This window comes from Mariniblastus fucicola, assembly GCF_008087665.1.
GTDB lineage: Bacteria > Planctomycetota > Planctomycetia > Pirellulales > Pirellulaceae > Mariniblastus > Mariniblastus fucicola.
This window is the reverse complement of sequence record NZ_CP042912.1, coordinates 2,391,623-2,407,889: the sequence shown is the minus strand read 5'-3', so window position 1 is coordinate 2,407,889 and position 16,267 is coordinate 2,391,623. Positions and strand designations below refer to the sequence as shown.

Sequence of the window (16,267 nt, the reverse complement as noted above, 5' to 3'; positions counted from 1 at the left end):
GCTGAAGTAGGGTCTAAACCTTGTGACGAAGCCGCTTCGTCGTGAGTTTTAGCCGCTTCGTAGTGAGTTTTAGCCACGAAAACAATTGTTTGCGCCACGGAATCATTTGTTTGCGCCGCTTCGTCGTGAGTTTTAACCGCGAAACCATTTGTTTAAGCCACTAAAACAATTGTTTGCGCCGCTTCGTCGCGAGGTTTCGCGGCTTCGTCATTTGTTTAAGCAGCTTCGTCGTGAAGTTTAGATGCTTCGCCTTGAGGTTTAGGTGCTCTGTAGCAGAAAGCTAGAGCTTCGTGGTGGCGCAAAGTTCCTTTGTCGTAGGACAACTTTGCTTCGCACCAGATAACCCCGACTCGAACGATCGGGAAACTTGCCCGCCCGGCGACATTGGAAGTCAGACTGCGATTTCAAACCGGTCCAACCGACCATTCGCCGGTTACAGACTCGAATCCTTCGAAGCCGTTTTGTGATGACGAAACCAAACCTGCCCGTAACCGGTTTCAAGTCGCTGGACAGGATTTTAGCCGACGAAACCTGCGGCCGTTTGGACGGTTTAAGCTGGGCAAGTATCGGCGTTATCCATCGGGTTGGATAACGTGGAGCCAAGGCTTCTGTATAACGTGGAGCTGAATTTGACTCGCTCGGCAAATCCGATACAAAATGGTTCGTGCTTCCGCGTTATGCAGAAGTTTGTTAACGTTTCTTCAAAGATTATGCAGAAGAACTTCTGTATAACACTTGTTATCTCGCTTGGAGCAGTCTTGATCAGAATACAATTGCTCGTCACTTTCCTTCTTGGCCTCGCCATCGGCTGCAATGAAAAATCGACTTCTCAAGCTGAAGTGTACGATTCGGCGATTGATGCTCTAGCTCTCGGAACACAAGACGGAACAACAGGTGACGCTGTTCGTTTGCTTGAATCCGCCGGTGTTGATGCATTTCCAGCCCTGCTTGCTCGTCTCGATGATGACTCAGACGCTTGCGACCGCTTCATGCACGCAGTTGGCTCTTTCGGCGATGGACCTCACGAACCATATCATCCATCAATTGGCCGAGCCTGTTTTGATCTGATACAAGGGCAGGCCGAAGGCGTTTGGCCAAAAGGATTTCGACAATACCACGTACTGAATAATTCAAATATCCGAGAATGGATTGGGCAACGAAAGGGTAAAACACTTCACGAAATGCGTGTAGAATGTGCCAATTATTCCCTGAACTCTGCCAAACAGAAACATGAACAAGATCCGACAGAATGGACAAAAACGTGCGTTGAATTCCTGACCGAAAACTTAGCGAAGGTTCAGAATGCAAACTGAACGCGAGATAACAATGCGTTGAACCGAAGCGGAGATGGCTTCGTGGTTGGTTTGTCGCCGGATGGTCGTGCCTCCCATTATATCCGACTCCAGTTTCACTAATTCACATTTCCAGGTCCGCTCGGTTAACGCGGACGTTATCCACCTTCATGGAATTCCAGTGCGTTTCAGTTTGCGTACAATTCTACTTGCCGCTTTACTATTGCCAGCTGCTTGCGCTTGGTCTTACCTGTATCTGTTTCCGCAACCGATTCCAGTGGTGGTGGCAACAGGGGACCTAGATCGTTGGACCCTTGTTACGTCGGACGACCTGGAACTCGAAAACTGGCCCGCTTCACTGGCACCAACAGAACTCCCGTCAGAAAAAAACGAAGTTACAGGAAAATACTTGCGGCATCGTGCTCGAAGAGGAATGGCGATTTCTAACAGCGATTTTGCTAGCCTTGAAGAAATTATTGACTTCTTAACCACACGCCCCAAACACGGATCGAATATAATTACCGTTGATTGTGGTTCTGACGGTGACGTCTTCGGAATGGGCCCGATTGCAGGTGATCGAGTTCAGGTTTTCCACGTCAAAGACGGCGTTAAACGGATAATAGCGGGCAATGCACTTGTAGTGCGAGATTATCGACGTTCTGCCGACACGCCGAACAATGTTTACTGGTCTATGGGGATAGAACTTACCGATTCGGAATCAATTGACTACATTGAATCAAAGCAAGACGGTAAAGTAGACGTTCAGTTTGTCGAGGAAGGTGGATAACAAAGCGTTGAACCGAAGCCGCGTTTTCCGCTGTGCGAACATCGTTCCGCGGATGATGCTCGTTCCTCGCATTGTATCATCCGCTCCACTCACTACTTACCTTTTCGTCGCGTCTCGGTTAACGCGGACGTTATCCTGCTTGGGCATCGCGAGCTGCGTGAGGGAAATCAAGTCCGAACATTTTCCGGCATTTGAAGGTTTCGACTTCTGAACACCCGTTCCGCAACAGAACGTCGCAAACGAACATTACACCAATCACGATTGAAGCTGAATTGCGGTCATTGTGCCGCCGTACTGTTGCTGCACTTATCGCCCTTGGTCATCATGCGGTCGCTACGTCGCACGGAATCCTTGCTCGTGACCTCGCTTCGGTATCCGTACTCCTCCGCCCGCGCGGACATCCAGTGCGACCGCTTCCGCGTGGGTTTGCCTTTCTGTCGTCTTTGATGCTAAAATATGGGCCCGAACGTGGCACGCTGGATAACAAAACGTTGAACCGAAGCGTCCTAATCGCTAGGGTCGGCTTAGTCGTCGGATGGTCGTACCTCCCATTATATCCGACGACTGTTTTCACAAATTCAATACTATTCGACGCCTCGGTTAACGTGGGCGTTATCCAACGTAGTTGGAGTGCGTGGCTGACATACTCGTACAGGCGGTCAACGGACTCGGAAATGCAGTCTGACATGCTAATATTGCAGTCGGCTCGCTGATCACGTCCAGATCGTCGGCGGTTCGGAACGCTCAATGTCCACGATCAGGCTTTTTCGACACAGCAATCACGCTGACGAAATTACCGCGTGACTGGAGTTCGTGACATTGATCGGCATTCTAGTGAAGCGAAAACGCAATTCAAGCGGTTGGGCATGCTGTCGTTAGGATCGAGACAAACTCGACTTCGATTGGCAGAGTCGCTAGAATATCGGAAGCGATTCATCCGGCGCGTTGGATAACAATGCGTTGAACCGAAGCGGAGAGGTCTTCGCGGTTGGCCTGTCGCCGGATGGTCGCAGGCTCCCATTGTATCCGACTCCGGTTTCACCAATTTGCAATTCTTGGTCCGCTCGGTTAACGCGGGCGTTATCCTGCGAAAGCTGTATCGAGTTGGCTTCGCAGATGGTGGCTTTTGACGAGACTCTGCACGCTCGAAGTCGCACTCGACCGGACACGTTTTGGCAGTTCTTCATGCTCGAACGCGCGCCGACGTGCATTCTGTTGGGCTTGGGCAAAACGGGTTGGCAACGCAAACCAATTCAACGGTCGTTGCGTCGACATGCGGCTACGCGCTACGACGTCCATTTTGTCGTGTTCATCGTTAGCGAAACTCAATGCTCAACACGAATGAATGATCGTCGCGCCGACGTGCAAATGCTGGGTTTGCATTTGCTTCAATGACCGGCAATAATGCACAATCGGCCACGCGTACTCGATCGAAACCGAGCTCGGAGCGCTATTCGCCGGATAACAAAGCGTTGAACCGAAGCCGCGTTTTCCGCTGTGCGAACATTGTTCCGCGGATGATGCTCGTTCCTCGCATTGTATCATCCGCTCCACTCACTATACACCTTTCACCCGCGTCTCGGTTAACGCGGGCGTTATCCAACGTGACCAATGCGCGGTCTATTATCCACAATTGATATTGTTCCTTTCTCGCTTTGCTTGGTTGCGCTCTTCTATTTCCAATTGTCGCTGAATTGGCTGTTTCTTTTCCTTGCATGCTGGTTGGTTTTTCGGCTTTATTGGTACTATCGTCGAGCAGTTAACCAAGGTCTTTTTGACTGAATTCAAGTAGGCCAATTGTAAGAGACATGCACGCCTGTGATCTAGAAAGCAACGGACACTGGGCAGCGTCGAACCAGAACTTGTTTCTCTGGGCATCGCCGCTCTGGCGTGCGGCATGTATGCTCAAGCGAATCCAAAGACATGCTCGACTTCGACCAACTGAGTCACTAGAATATGTAAAGAGAATCACCCGGCTCGTTGGATAACAAATCGTTGAACCGAAGCGTCCACAGCGTCAAGGTTGGCCAAGTCGCCGGATGGTCGTTCCTCCCATTGTATCCGACTCCTATTTTCACGAATTCATACCTTTCACACGCCTCGGTTAACGCGGGCGTTATGTCGCTTGAGGATCACGTTGCTCAATGCCAATCGAATTTGACCCTACTCTGATCGAAGCGTTCTTCGGGACCAGCATCATCTTGCCCGAACCCGGAGAGCATGGCGTAAGCGGAACCATTGATTACGCTGGCAAGAATCTCAAATACAGCCTCTTGTTTTCGGATGCAGATGAAATCGTTTCAATCTCGGGGGATCCAGAAGTTCCGTTCGGCGCGGACTCGTTTTACGAATTCAATATTCCATGTGATTCAATTACCCAGTCGCAGGACGGGTATTACCCAGAACAAACCGGATTAAATTTTTGGTATGGTGACAGAACTGAGAAACACAACTTGATGATGATGCTTTTGAAACGACCAGATAGTGACTTGAAGGTCTGGCCAACATGCCCTTGGCCCCCACGACATCCTCTGCATAAAATATGCTGGAACGAATCCGATTCAGAGCCTTACACGTAACGAATCGCGACATAACAATACGTTGCACACGGAGCCGCGGGCCGCGCGGCTTTTTCTGCTTGCAAGTCTTTCGCCGCGGCCCGGTGAACGTTGACGTTATCCCGCTTGAGTAAACGCAAATGAAGCGACTGGTAATCGTTGCCGTTGTCGTAGCCGGAGTGGTCGCCTATTCGTTTGCGCATCCATACTTGAACGGTGTGGCTTATGTTCACCAGCGCGAATGTGAACGAGCAGCGCTGCTTCCCATTTCTCTTGAAATCAACGAATTGCGGTACGCCGATAATGGCACGCAACTGCCGACAATTCGACAAATCGTTGAAAACGCCCCGAAGCCTACTGATATTGATGATTCAATGTTCGACGTCAAAATGAAATGGGATATTGTTGATAGACAAGCATTTCGACTTGGTGATTCAGACAAAACAGTGCTCCTGTATCCAGATTTAACACCGATTGAAATTACTGAATCATTAACTCCCTTGATCGCACACGTGTCATCTTCATTCACCGTCAAAAACAACAACTGCCTCTTGCTAGTGCTTCCAACGGCGGAAGTAACGACGGAATACTTAACGGATCGCCAGTTTGAAAATTTGCTACAATGCAATTCGCCTGATGAAGCCTCTGCATGGCTTAAATCACACTTGGACCGGAATTAAGGGCTGATCGCGGGATAACAAAGGGATGCACACGGAGCCGCGAAATGACGCTGTGGGGACGTGCGTTCCGCGAATGATGCTCGTGCCTCGCATTGTATCATTCGCTTCACTCAAGTTTACATTTTCACTCGCGTCCCGGTGATCCCAACCGTTATCCCGCTCAGAAGAAGGTCGACTTGCACAATCTAAAACGCCTAGCCCTGCCGATTTTTATTGCAGCGATAGCCTATGGCATGTTGTTTGGAATTGTCGACATTTTCTTGACTGGTGGCTTTGCTCTGGATCTGGGTGGACTAGGAATGTTGTTGATCGCCCTTCCTGCTGTCGGCGCCCTGATGTCGGTCTTCCTATTCTCTTGCTTTGTAACGTTGGGAGCGCTGCTTCGAGTAACTCCCGCTAGGGCTAACACCAACAAAACGGCTGAAATAGCCCTCGGCTCCTTTTCCATGCTTCCAGCTTGGATGGCTTCATACGTCTTGATGGGACTTGAAAATGGTTTTAGTTTCACGCCTCTCCACCACTCGATTACTCTGGTCACCGCGCTGGCGATTGGTACAATTTCGGTGGCAATCGCTAACAGCGTTAAAGAACGCGGGATAACAATGCGTTGAACCGAAGCGTCCATCGCGTTGTGGTTGACCAGTCGCCGGATGGTCGCAGGCTCCCATTATATCCGACTCCTATTTTCACGAATTCAAACCTTTTAGACGCCTCGGTTAACGCGGGCGTTATCCACCTGAGGTGCAGCGCGCGGCGGACACGGGCGACATTTTTTTTCAATCGATATGTATTCCATGGCCAACGAATCCAGATTCACGAGTACGCAAGGACAGTACCTCGCTTTCATTCGCGATTATCAAAGGCTGAACCGAAAATCACCAGCCGAATCCGATTTTGTCTCGTATTTTCGTGTTACCGCCCCAACGGTGCATTCAATGATCGTCAGACTCGAATCGCTTGGTCTGATTGAACGGACACCACGTCAGGCGCGCAGTATCAAACTTCTGGTTTCGGAAAGGGAACTTCCATCGCTTGTTGATGTAGGGGACTGACTACTATGAAACTGATTGCCTGTTTCGAGCTGGCAGTATGAAACTGTGATTGGCAGTGCGGACAGACATGCCCAATCCCCGCATGCGACATGCTCGACTTCGTTGGGCCGACTTGCTAAGCTGCGGAATGCAAATCACTCGGTTCGGTGGATAACAAAGCGTTGAACCGAAGCAGCGAGGCCTTCTCGGCTGGTTTGTCGCCGGATGGTCGCAGGCTCCCATTGTATCCGACTCCATTTTCACTAATTCACCTTTTTAGGTCCGCTCGGTTAACGCGGACGTTATCCCGCTTAGTCATGGTTGATAAAAACCTCACCGACGCATTCGTTCAGTCGTGGATCGTAATGACCGACTTCTTCAACGATCTGGTGACGAACTACAGTGGTTGGGATCAGGTTCGTCCAATGCTCAAATTGATCGAACTTTTCGAGGAGAATCAGCTGAACAAAGAATTTCGCGCTGGGCAGTCTCTCCATTCCCTCTGCATTTCCAGATCTGCAAAGCACGGTCTCGAAATGGACTATCCGTCAATCGCGTTCTGTTCACTCGGAAATGATAAATTTGAAATGATATTCTTCGACGGCAAAACACACCATCCCAAACGGCAACTTGTGTTATCCGAGATTGACATTGAGAATGACGTGTACATCGCGCAGTTGCTCTCTGTCCCAATCCATGGAAAATAGGACGTATTTCGGCGTTTGGATTCTTTCGGAGGCAATGCAAAAAGGCGCGGGATAACAATGCGTTGAACCGAAGCGGAGAGGTCTTCGCGGTTGGCTTGTCGCCGGACGGTCGTACCTCCCATTGTATCCGGCTCCATTTTCACTAATTTACATTTCTTGGTCCGCTCGGTTAACGCGGGCGTTATCCTGCGGAGCTATCTTGCGTCGACATGATCGTGACATGCGAAAAAATGCGGTTGACAGCGTGATGACATGCGGCCTTTGCGCGAACGCACTCGACAACTGATCGAATGTGGGCATAAAGGTAGCAAGCATTTGCAAGGCCAAGCTAATCACGGACGTCATTCATCCGTAAAGTCGCCCTGACATGCAATAAGCATGCTCGAATCATGCGGACGACGTGCTCGACTTCGCTGGATCAGGTCGCTAGAATTAGGGAGCGATGGGGCTGCACTCGCGGATAACAAAGCGTTGAACCGAAGCGGAGAGGTCTTCCCGGTTGGCTTGTCGCCGGATGGTCGCAGGCTCCCATTATATCCGACTCCATTTTCACTAGTTTACACTTCTTGGTCCGCTCGGTTAACGCGGACGTTATCCAACCGACTCATGCCAGAATCGCAGTCACGCAATCCTGACCAGATTTCGATTCGCGGTCTCCTTGCCTTGGTCGCAGCGATTGCGCTCTTTCTGGCGTGTTACTCGGCAATTTCGGGCTTCGCAATCGCCGACGAAACCTCAAACCGGATTATCGAAGGCCTCACGCGTGAGCAGGTTCTGCAAATTGCAGGGAAACCGCATCAGACAGACGGCAGTGATTGGTATTACCGTGTTTGGAACGGCTTCGTGCCCTACAGTGATATGATGCTCGTCGGATTTGACGAGAATGGCGAGGTCGATTGCGTGTCTTTCTGACCTGTTTGGGTGTACGACAACCACGCACCGCATGAGACATTCTCGACTCCTTCAGTTTCACGCAATAGAATGCACAAGTTGTCCGTCGTTCTGGTTGGATAACAACGGGATGCACACGGAGCCGCGAAATGGCGCTGTGGGGACGTGCGTTCCGCGAATGATGCTCGTGCCTCGCATTGTATCATTCGCTCCACTCATATTTACACTTTCACTCGCGTCCCGGTGATCCCAACCGTTATCCAGCTTGGTGTTTCATGCATGAAATGAAAACTAAAGGGCCCGGCACAGGCCTACTAATTGTTTCATTGATCATGATCATTTTGCTTTTTTCTGGTGACATGCTCTACGGCGGCAAAAAGGAACACCGTGGCAGATTTGCAGATCCGTGGATCAAGAAGGTTAACGAAGTTTTCCAATACGTTGGTTTTGGGGCGATTGCCGGCAATGCAATGGTGCTTTTCGGTGGAATCTCACTGATTCAGATGCGTCGCGAAGGTGTATGTACAATCGGGGCAGTGCTCGCTTGTGTCCCTTGTTGCACCGGCACGTTCATTTCAATTCCGTTTGGAATCTGGGCACTTATCTCACTCAATGATCGCCAAGTAAAAAGGGCGTTCAGGAATCGGCGAGATGGATGGTGACGAAATGCTCGACTTCGATAATTCGAGAATATACAATTAAAGTGTAAATCACCCGGTCGCTGGATAACAATGCGTTGAACCGAAGCGTAGAGGCCTTCGTGGCTGGCTAGTCGCCGGATGGTCGCAGGCTCCCATTTTATCCGGCTCCGTTTTCACCAATTCACATTTTTCGGTCCGCTCGGTTAACGCGGACGTTATCCCTCCGGGTCTTTCATGACAGCAGCAGTAGTCAAACTGGCGGTAATTGCGGTCATATTTATCTCGATCGTTAGCTACTCCATTGTCGAGCACAGGCGTTGGCAGGATAAATGGTCTCCGATTAGCGATGACGAATTCATGTTGAGATGCTCGGCGGGCACCAACCGAGACATCGCTCTTCGTGTACGACGCATCGTTTCCGAACAACTTGGCGTCGATTATTATCGCGTATATCCAGAGCAATCCTTTGTTGATGATCTCGGGTGCGATTGACATGCTCAAGCTACCGAGAACGACGTCTGACCAATGCAACTCGACTGCTTGCGACAAACTCGACTTCGTCGGGCGAACCTGGTAGGATGTGGTCAGCGAAATCCAGCATCGAGGGATAACAATGCGTTGAACCGAAGCGGAGATGGCGTCGTGGTTGGTTTGCCGCCGGATGGTCGCAGGCTCCCATTGTATCCGGCTCCGTCTTCACTAATTTACATTTATTGGTCCGCTCGGTTAACGCGGACGTTATCCGGCTAGTGAATGAAAAACAAGCTCCACATATTTGCTGTCAACTTTCAAAGCCGGAAACACGCGTGCAAATACACTGAAGCGAAGTGGGAGCCGGAACCAGATGATTCGGCTTCGGATGAGGAGTTCGAGGAATGGGAGGAGCGGAATCCAATTTGGGAGCTGGAATTTGACCTGAACGGAGAAGGGTTCTTAGACAGTGATTCGATCGAGACTGTCACAGGCAAAACCCGCCTCGCTTATGTAACGAGCCATCTAAAATCTGCCACAGATATTGAATCCGTTGAAAATGATTCTACCGGCATGAATACATTTGTGTTGATTTTCCCGGGTGCGTTGCACTCCCTCGGAGGTTACAAATGCAAGATGAAGGACACCTCCCAGCTCAAGTATTTAGGCGCTTTCAAATTTAATTTCCCCAATTGACACTCGCTTAACGCCGGATAACAAAGCGTTGAACCGAAGCGTCCGTTTCGCCAAGGCTGGCCAGTCGTCGGATGGTCGTACCTCCCATTGTATCCGACTCCCGTTTTCACAAACTGAACACTTTCACACACCTCGGTTAGCGCGGGCGTTATCCAGCTAAACAAACCGCCATGGCAACATCAGACGACGAAACAAACCCGTTCCTTAACTTCAAAAATCCTAAAGGGACTATTGAGCTGAAGCTCGGATTCTTCCCCTTAGGTTTTTTCCTGTTGTTTTGCACTCCGACTGTCGTGATCAATGGGAATCCACAGCCGCACGCATGGGGTCACTACTCCTACGAATTTGCGCCCGGCAAATACAACGTTACAATATTCTTTCGCTACTTTTTCAGGAATGAATGTGGTCGCAACAACGTCGAATTCCAGCTTTCTGATGGAGAAACGAAGACCGTCTCATACTACATGTGGCCCTGGATGTTCTTACCAGGTACGATGAGTGTTCGCTGACCAGAGTTTTCAATTCACTCGATGCGGGCACTGGTCGCTGGATAACAAAGCGTTGAACCGAAGCGGTGAAGACTTCGTTGTTGGTTTGTCGTCGGATGGTCGCAGGCTCCCATTGTATCCGACTCCAGTTTTACTAATTTGCATTTTCAGGTCCGCTCGGTTAACGCGGACGTTATCCAGCATAGGTTCGATGAAAAACTACAGCATCGACGAATCATCAAATCAGCATGGACGGCAGGAAATCGACAGTCCACGTAAAGGCTTTGGCTGCTGGTGGCTCGTCGCCTTGGCGTCTGCGTTGTTGATCGCATTCATCGTATTCGTCGGACGCAACACTCTCCTTCGCGCAAGAGAGTTTGCGCAAGCGAATGAGCTTCTTCAAATTGAAACAGCTGTGGCAAACTACAAAATCCATCACGGCTCTGCCCCTCCAAGTTGCGATGCAGAAGATGTAGCCACGCACTTAGAGAGCCTTTTCGGCATAACGAAAGAAATGCCTCCTGAAATCCAATCTCTTGATGAGGCGGAGACTTTGGCGTTTTGGTTATCCGGCGGCTGTCGCAGAATCTTTCCGGAGAATCTTGCAGACGTAGAGGTCTTTTACGATATTGACGATGCACGCACAACAGATCGCGACGGGGACGGGTTTCTTGAATACAATGATGATTGGGGCAACACATACATCTTTCGCAATGGAAAACCTTTGATTATAGATGCCGACGGGGAAACTGTCAGATCACTGGATGACCCTGATTTGTCGCGAAAAGCCGGATAACAATGCGTTGAACCGAAGCGGAGAAGCCTTCGTGGCTGACCAGTCGCCGGATGGTCGTACCTCCCATTGTATCCGACTCCATTTTCACTAATTTACATTTTTAGGTCCGCTCGGTTAACGCGGGCGTTATCCCGCTCGACTTTCATGACGCCTGAAACCAAACAACTCGTCATTGAAATGCGTTCACAGATACCTGCGCCAATTTCGCTATGCCAGCGCGCTTTGGCGTCTGCAAACAACGACATCACGAAGGCAATCACCGTCGCACGTCAATTGCTCGTGGGCAAATTCGCCATTGAAATGGCAATCTCGCAAGAATCGACTGAAACATACCTCGATGCAGCTGACTATGACACAGAACTTGCATCGCGAAGGTGGCGATCCGACAACCCAACTCCACCGCCGTCAAATCGTGATGTACTTGTGGCCGGTGGGGAACTTGCAATTGAGATTACAAACGTGTCGCCATCGTTGTCAACTTTCGTACACATCATTCCTGATGGCCGGGGAACGTTTGACTTTCGTGTAATTGCCCATCACCCGAAATACACCGAACAGCATTACGGACTCGACTACGATTATGCGATTTTGGATACCACGACACGTATCTCGCGGTTTAATCCAATTGATTTGGATGGCGTACTCGATCGGTTGCAATCGCTAAACGTTGAACTTGATGATCTCGCACCAACAGATTCGATTGACAGCTGCTTGGTAAATACGACAATTGACTACTACCTCGTGCCCGACCGACATCCACATCTTTGGCAGGTCTGATCGCGGGATAACAATACGATGCACGCGAAGCCCGACTTGCGCGTGTTTTTTGAAGCAATGATTTCTGGTTCGGGCTCGGTGATCGTTGCCGTTATCCAACGTAGTTGGAGTGCGTGGCTGACATACTCGTACAGGCGGTCAACGGACTCGGAAATGCAGTCTGACATGCTAATATTGCAGTCGGCTCGCTGATCACGTCCAGATCGTCGGCGGTTCGGAACGCTCAATGTCCACGATCAGGCTTTTTCGACACAGCAATCACGCTGACGAAATTACCGCGTGACTGGAGTTCGTGACATTGATCGGCATTCTAGTGAAGCGAAAACGCAATTCAAGCGGTTGGGCATGCTGTCGTTAGGATCGAGACAAACTCGACTTCGATTGGCAGAGTCGCTAGAATATCGGAAGCGATTCATCCGGCGCGTTGGATAACAATGCGTTGAACCGAAGCGGAGAGGTCTTCGCGGTTGGCCTGTCGCCGGATGGTCGCAGGCTCCCATTGTATCCGACTCCGGTTTCACCAATTTGCAATTCTTGGTCCGCTCGGTTAACGCGGGCGTTATCCTGCGGAAGCTTTATCGAATTGGCTTCGCAGATAGTGGCTTGAGTGTAGGCCTTGCACGTTCGAAGTCGCACTCGATCGAAAGCGTTTTGGTAGTTCGTCAAACTCGAACGCGCGCCGACGTGCATTCTGTACGGCTTGGGCAAAACGGATTGGAAACTCAAACGAATTCAACGATCGTTGCGTCGACATGCGGCAACGCGCTACGACGTGCATTTTGCTGTTTCACCGTGCGAGAAACTGAACGCTCAAAACGATTCAATGATCGTCGCGCCGACGTGCAAATGCTGTGTTTGCATTTCCTTCGATGGCGAGCAATAATGCAAACTCACCGGCAACGCGTCCTCGATCGAAACCGAGCTCGTAACGCTATTCGCCGGATAACAAAGCGTTGAACCGAAGCCGCGTTTCACGCTGAGCCAACATCGTTCCGCGGATGGTTGCTCGTGCCTCGCATTTTACCATCCGCTCCACTCACTGCACACCTTTCTGCCGCGTCTCGGTTAACGCGGACGTTATCCAGCTCGGGTTGTGGCGATGATGAAAACGAAACAGAAATAAGGACTGCCGTAGATGCCCCGCCGTATTTCGATGTCTTGGACATTTACTCTTCGCGCACTCTTTGCAATGGTAGCTTTTGCAGCCGGGTTGAGCTTCTATTTTACGTACGAACGTACTGCGGTATTGAGATTGGCCGATCGAAGCCCGCCGGAGGATGTGGATGTCCTAATAAACGGTGTGCTGAAGAAAGGTGTTTACAGCTCCCTTTCTGCTGAAGAGCGGGCCAAGAAGCTAAAGGGGCGCGCGATACTTCGTTCCGTGGTTGGGAAGATCGCTGACCACGACCGCCCTCGACCACTTCGTGGCGCCGATCCAGATTACGAATGGTTGGATCAAAATCTGATGATTGCCGCCGATTCGGAAACCAACGAATTAGAGCTTTCGATTTCTACGCGGCACGCTACAACTTTGCAGTTGAAACAACTCTTAAATGAATTTTCAAATGTTCGCGTTGACTCCTATTTCGTCCAACCTGATTCGCGGGTTGACCGTGTGTCAAAACTGTTTTCGGCTTTCGGCGGCAAGATTGAATCCTTGCTGCCGAAATTGAAAGAAGATGGAACTCGCCACGAAACGTTTGAGAAATAGCGAAACAAATCACGACATGGCCAGCTCAAACCGATAGAATTGACAGGCGAATCATCCGGCTGCTGGATAACAATGCGTTGAACCGAAGCGGCGATGGCTGCGTGGTTGGCTTGTCGCCGGATGGTCGCAGGCTCCCGTTGTATCCGACTCCAGTTTCACCAATTCACATTTCTTGGTCCGCTCGGTTAACGCGGACGTTATCCAGACTCAGGTCATCGCTCCAATGCAATTTCGGTTGCGAACAATTCTGATCGTGGCTGCTCTAGGTTTCATCATTCTGACTGCATCGCCTCAACTACTAAGGCTTGCCTTCCCAAGCTTTGCACGCATGCACGAAGTCAAATCTCTACTTGACCACGAATCAATACGCGACGCAGGACGGTCGCTTGTTGATTCGCTTGGTCCAAATTTTTCTATTGATGGGGATTCCACGGTTATTCCTGCAGAAATCAGAGGTAGCAATCCGGTCCGAGTTATGGCATGCGAAGGTTGGCTGCACATTGAATACGGTGATGGTCATGGTCACTTTGGCCTTGATATCGCGCCAACCGGCGAAATGCGGCAAGATGGTTATGGCGAACGGGTTGCCCCGGGCGTCTTCTTCTATCAAACTGAATAGCTTTCGCTTCTTCGAGAATGCAGATAGGCATGCTCGACTTCGACAGTTCAAGCCGATAGAAATGGGAAGAGAATCACTCTCAAAGTCTGGATAACAATGCGTTGAACCGAAGCGGAGAGGCCTTCGTGGCTGGCTAGTCGCCGGATGGTCGCAGGCTCCCATTGTATCCGGCTCCGTTTTCACCAATTCACCTTTTCAGGTCCGCTCGGTTAACGCGGACGTTATCCTGCGGAGGCTATCTTGCTCGACCAGCGCGGACCATGCTCGGCCATCGCGGGCCATGCTCGTCTAGCGCGATGCCATGCTGACGGACCGCCGCATTGATCGCGAAACGGCTCGTTGTCGACGGCAGCAGGGCGGCGAATCAGCACGCATTGGCCACGCCAACGCCGAAATCAATCCTGATTTGTTGGTTTCGCTCACTCTGCAATGCTCGTGTGATGTGGGCGTCATGCTTGGACCATGCAGACATCATGCTCGACTTCGCTGGGTCAGGTCGCTAGAATTAAGGAACGCCGGGGACGGCAATCGCGGATAACAAAGCGTTGAACCGAAGCGGCCTGATCGCTAGGGTTGGCTAGTCGTCGGATGGTCGTACCTCCCATTGTATCCGACTCCAGTTTCACTAATTCATACCTTTTCGCCCGCTCGGTTAACGCGGGCGTTATCCCGCTTGATGACACAAATGGTGCCAGATTCGACCCATGAAGCAGATTTCATGGATGGCGTTCGCCGTTCCCTTAGGCCAGTCTTGGTAGCTGGCTTTTGGTTTGCTGGTATTCATTTGCTGTTCATCGCGATGGTACTTCTTTTTACAGATGCATTAACTCACTCAGAAGATCAGAAATGGATGGCGTTAGGCTTGCTGATTGTGCTAATTGATTTCCCCGCCGCGATGCTGGCAAACGTTGCTGCATTGCATTCCTATGCCGCCGAAATTGTCGTTTTCGTATTGTCAGCTGTGTTGCAATGGTTTTTTGTTGGTTGCATAAGCTGTCTCGCGTGGCGCAAAATTCGATCCATTGCAAATCGTCAGTAGACTTGGGGCGATGTTGGGTCGAGCGATGGGGGAACGTCATTCATCCGCAAACTCGCTCTGACGTGCAATTAACATGCTCGAACCATGCGGACGACATGCTCGACTTCGCTGGGTCAGGTAGCTAGAATTAAGGAACGCTGGTGCCGGACACGCGGATAACAATGCGTTGAACCGAAGCGGAGATGGCTTCGTGGTTGGTTTGTCGCCGGATGGTCGCAGGCTCCCATTATATCCGACTCCAATTTTACCAATTTACATTTCTTGGTCCGCTCGGTTAACGCGGACGCTATCCAACGGAAGTTGGAGTGCGCGGACGACATGACCCAACAAGCTAAGCTTCAACACAAATAGAATTCACAATGGCAACGATCGTCAGACACACTCAAACAGGCAGCAGATACGTGCTCTTGGGGTCAGGGTTTGGAGCATTTCAATCGAAGAAACCGAACTGGTTTTTGGGTGACTTAATGGCTGACACTACCGAAGGCCAGCATGCGATGTCGTGCATCAGCGACGACAGCGGACAAATTTACTGGATCGAATCATCGCAATTGGTGGTCGAATCTGTTGATGGCAAATCCACCCACGAATTGTTGAGCTGACAGCATGTCATCCATGTTAGGATCGAACTTGCTCGACTTCGACAGGTTCGGTTGCCAGGCTATGGATAACCTATCACCCGGCTCGCTGGATAACAAAGCGTTGAACCGAAGCCGCGTTTTCCGCTGTGCGAACATCGTTCCGCGGATGATTGACTAACGCCAATTTTATCATCCGCTCCACTCACTACTTACCTTTATCCCGCGTCTCGGTTAACGCGGGCGTTATCCAGCTTGAGTCATGCAGTCGGCATGCTCGCGCCAAGTTTTAAATATTGGCAGGTTCTTTCCGTCGGCGAAACCTGTGGCTGTTTGGGCAGTTTAAACTGGGCAAGTATCGGCGTTATCCATCGGGTTGGATAACGTGGAGCAAAGGCTTCTGTATAACGTGGAGCTGAATTTGACTCGCTCGGAAAAAACCGATACAAAATGGTTCGTGCTTCCGCGTTATGCAGAAGTTTGTTAACGTTTCTTCAAAGATTAT

The 16,267-nt window shown here is 50.5% G+C and carries 16 protein-coding genes; all 16 read left to right on the top strand.

The window, feature by feature from the left end:
* Positions 1-758: 758 nt before the first annotated feature.
* Entirely contained in the window at positions 759-1,313 is a 555-nt protein-coding gene (locus MFFC18_RS08860) for a hypothetical protein (RefSeq protein WP_148618747.1), read from the top strand.
* A gap of 160 nt (positions 1,314-1,473) precedes the next feature.
* Complete coding sequence (locus MFFC18_RS08855) at positions 1,474-2,079, top strand: SAF domain-containing protein (protein WP_157665063.1); 606 nt, start codon at positions 1,474-1,476, stop codon at positions 2,077-2,079.
* A 2,144-nt stretch (positions 2,080-4,223) separates the two neighbouring features.
* Entirely contained in the window at positions 4,224-4,658 is a 435-nt protein-coding gene (locus tag MFFC18_RS08850; RefSeq protein WP_075082958.1) for a hypothetical protein, read from the top strand.
* Positions 4,659-4,777: 119 nt separating this feature from the next.
* A complete protein-coding gene (locus MFFC18_RS08845; protein ID WP_148618746.1) occupies positions 4,778-5,317 on the top strand; it encodes a hypothetical protein in 540 nt (179 codons plus the stop codon).
* Positions 5,318-5,493: 176 nt separating this feature from the next.
* Positions 5,494-5,928: a hypothetical protein gene (locus tag MFFC18_RS08840; protein WP_148618745.1), complete on the top strand. Its 435-nt coding sequence runs from the start codon at positions 5,494-5,496 to the stop codon at positions 5,926-5,928.
* Positions 5,929-6,665: 737 nt separating this feature from the next.
* Entirely contained in the window at positions 6,666-7,055 is a 390-nt protein-coding gene (locus tag MFFC18_RS08830; RefSeq protein WP_075081601.1) for a hypothetical protein, read from the top strand.
* A 606-nt stretch (positions 7,056-7,661) separates the two neighbouring features.
* Entirely contained in the window at positions 7,662-7,967 is a 306-nt protein-coding gene (locus tag MFFC18_RS08825) for a hypothetical protein (protein ID WP_075081602.1), read from the top strand.
* 254 nt (positions 7,968-8,221) lie between these two features.
* A complete protein-coding gene (locus tag MFFC18_RS08820) occupies positions 8,222-8,608 on the top strand; it encodes a hypothetical protein (protein ID WP_148618744.1) in 387 nt (128 codons plus the stop codon).
* A gap of 732 nt (positions 8,609-9,340) precedes the next feature.
* Entirely contained in the window at positions 9,341-9,754 is a 414-nt protein-coding gene (locus tag MFFC18_RS08815; protein ID WP_075081605.1) for a hypothetical protein, read from the top strand.
* Between the two features lie 170 nt (positions 9,755-9,924).
* Positions 9,925-10,263: a hypothetical protein gene (locus MFFC18_RS08810; protein WP_075081606.1), complete on the top strand. Its 339-nt coding sequence runs from the start codon at positions 9,925-9,927 to the stop codon at positions 10,261-10,263.
* Between the two features lie 190 nt (positions 10,264-10,453).
* Complete coding sequence (locus tag MFFC18_RS08805; RefSeq protein WP_075081607.1) at positions 10,454-11,038, top strand: hypothetical protein; 585 nt, start codon at positions 10,454-10,456, stop codon at positions 11,036-11,038.
* 300 nt (positions 11,039-11,338) lie between these two features.
* Positions 11,339-11,815, top strand: a complete 477-nt coding sequence (locus tag MFFC18_RS08800) for a hypothetical protein (RefSeq protein WP_148618743.1) — start codon at positions 11,339-11,341, stop codon at positions 11,813-11,815.
* Positions 11,816-12,950: 1,135 nt separating this feature from the next.
* Positions 12,951-13,526, top strand: coding sequence for a hypothetical protein (locus MFFC18_RS08795; RefSeq protein ID WP_148618742.1), 576 nt, complete (start codon positions 12,951-12,953; stop codon positions 13,524-13,526).
* A gap of 223 nt (positions 13,527-13,749) precedes the next feature.
* Positions 13,750-14,145, top strand: coding sequence for a hypothetical protein (locus tag MFFC18_RS08790; protein ID WP_148618741.1), 396 nt, complete (start codon positions 13,750-13,752; stop codon positions 14,143-14,145).
* A gap of 688 nt (positions 14,146-14,833) precedes the next feature.
* The gene (locus MFFC18_RS08785; RefSeq protein WP_148618740.1) at positions 14,834-15,184 is read left to right on the top strand and encodes a hypothetical protein; all 351 of its coding nucleotides are present in this window, start codon (positions 14,834-14,836) and stop codon (positions 15,182-15,184) included.
* 467 nt (positions 15,185-15,651) lie between these two features.
* A complete protein-coding gene (locus tag MFFC18_RS25645; protein WP_261340536.1) occupies positions 15,652-15,786 on the top strand; it encodes a hypothetical protein in 135 nt (44 codons plus the stop codon).
* The last annotated feature ends 481 nt before the right edge of the window (positions 15,787-16,267 follow it).

Bases quoted from the DNA above. Each gene is read 5' to 3' on its own strand.
- MFFC18_RS08850 (WP_075082958.1), top strand. From the start codon at position 4,224: ATGCCAATCGAATTTGACCCTACTCTGATCGAAGCGTTCTTCGGGACC.
- MFFC18_RS08845 (WP_148618746.1), top strand. From the start codon at position 4,778: ATGAAGCGACTGGTAATCGTTGCCGTTGTCGTAGCCGGAGTGGTCGCC.
- MFFC18_RS08830 (WP_075081601.1), top strand. From the start codon at position 6,666: ATGGTTGATAAAAACCTCACCGACGCATTCGTTCAGTCGTGGATCGTA.
- MFFC18_RS08825 (WP_075081602.1), top strand. From the start codon at position 7,662: ATGCCAGAATCGCAGTCACGCAATCCTGACCAGATTTCGATTCGCGGT.
- MFFC18_RS08820 (WP_148618744.1), top strand. From the start codon at position 8,222: ATGCATGAAATGAAAACTAAAGGGCCCGGCACAGGCCTACTAATTGTT.
- MFFC18_RS08815 (WP_075081605.1), top strand. From the start codon at position 9,341: ATGAAAAACAAGCTCCACATATTTGCTGTCAACTTTCAAAGCCGGAAA.
- MFFC18_RS08810 (WP_075081606.1), top strand. From the start codon at position 9,925: ATGGCAACATCAGACGACGAAACAAACCCGTTCCTTAACTTCAAAAAT.
- MFFC18_RS08805 (WP_075081607.1), top strand. From the start codon at position 10,454: ATGAAAAACTACAGCATCGACGAATCATCAAATCAGCATGGACGGCAG.
- MFFC18_RS08800 (WP_148618743.1), top strand. From the start codon at position 11,339: ATGGCAATCTCGCAAGAATCGACTGAAACATACCTCGATGCAGCTGAC.
- MFFC18_RS08795 (WP_148618742.1), top strand. From the start codon at position 12,951: ATGCCCCGCCGTATTTCGATGTCTTGGACATTTACTCTTCGCGCACTC.
- MFFC18_RS08790 (WP_148618741.1), top strand. From the start codon at position 13,750: ATGCAATTTCGGTTGCGAACAATTCTGATCGTGGCTGCTCTAGGTTTC.
- MFFC18_RS25645 (WP_261340536.1), top strand. From the start codon at position 15,652: ATGGCTGACACTACCGAAGGCCAGCATGCGATGTCGTGCATCAGCGAC.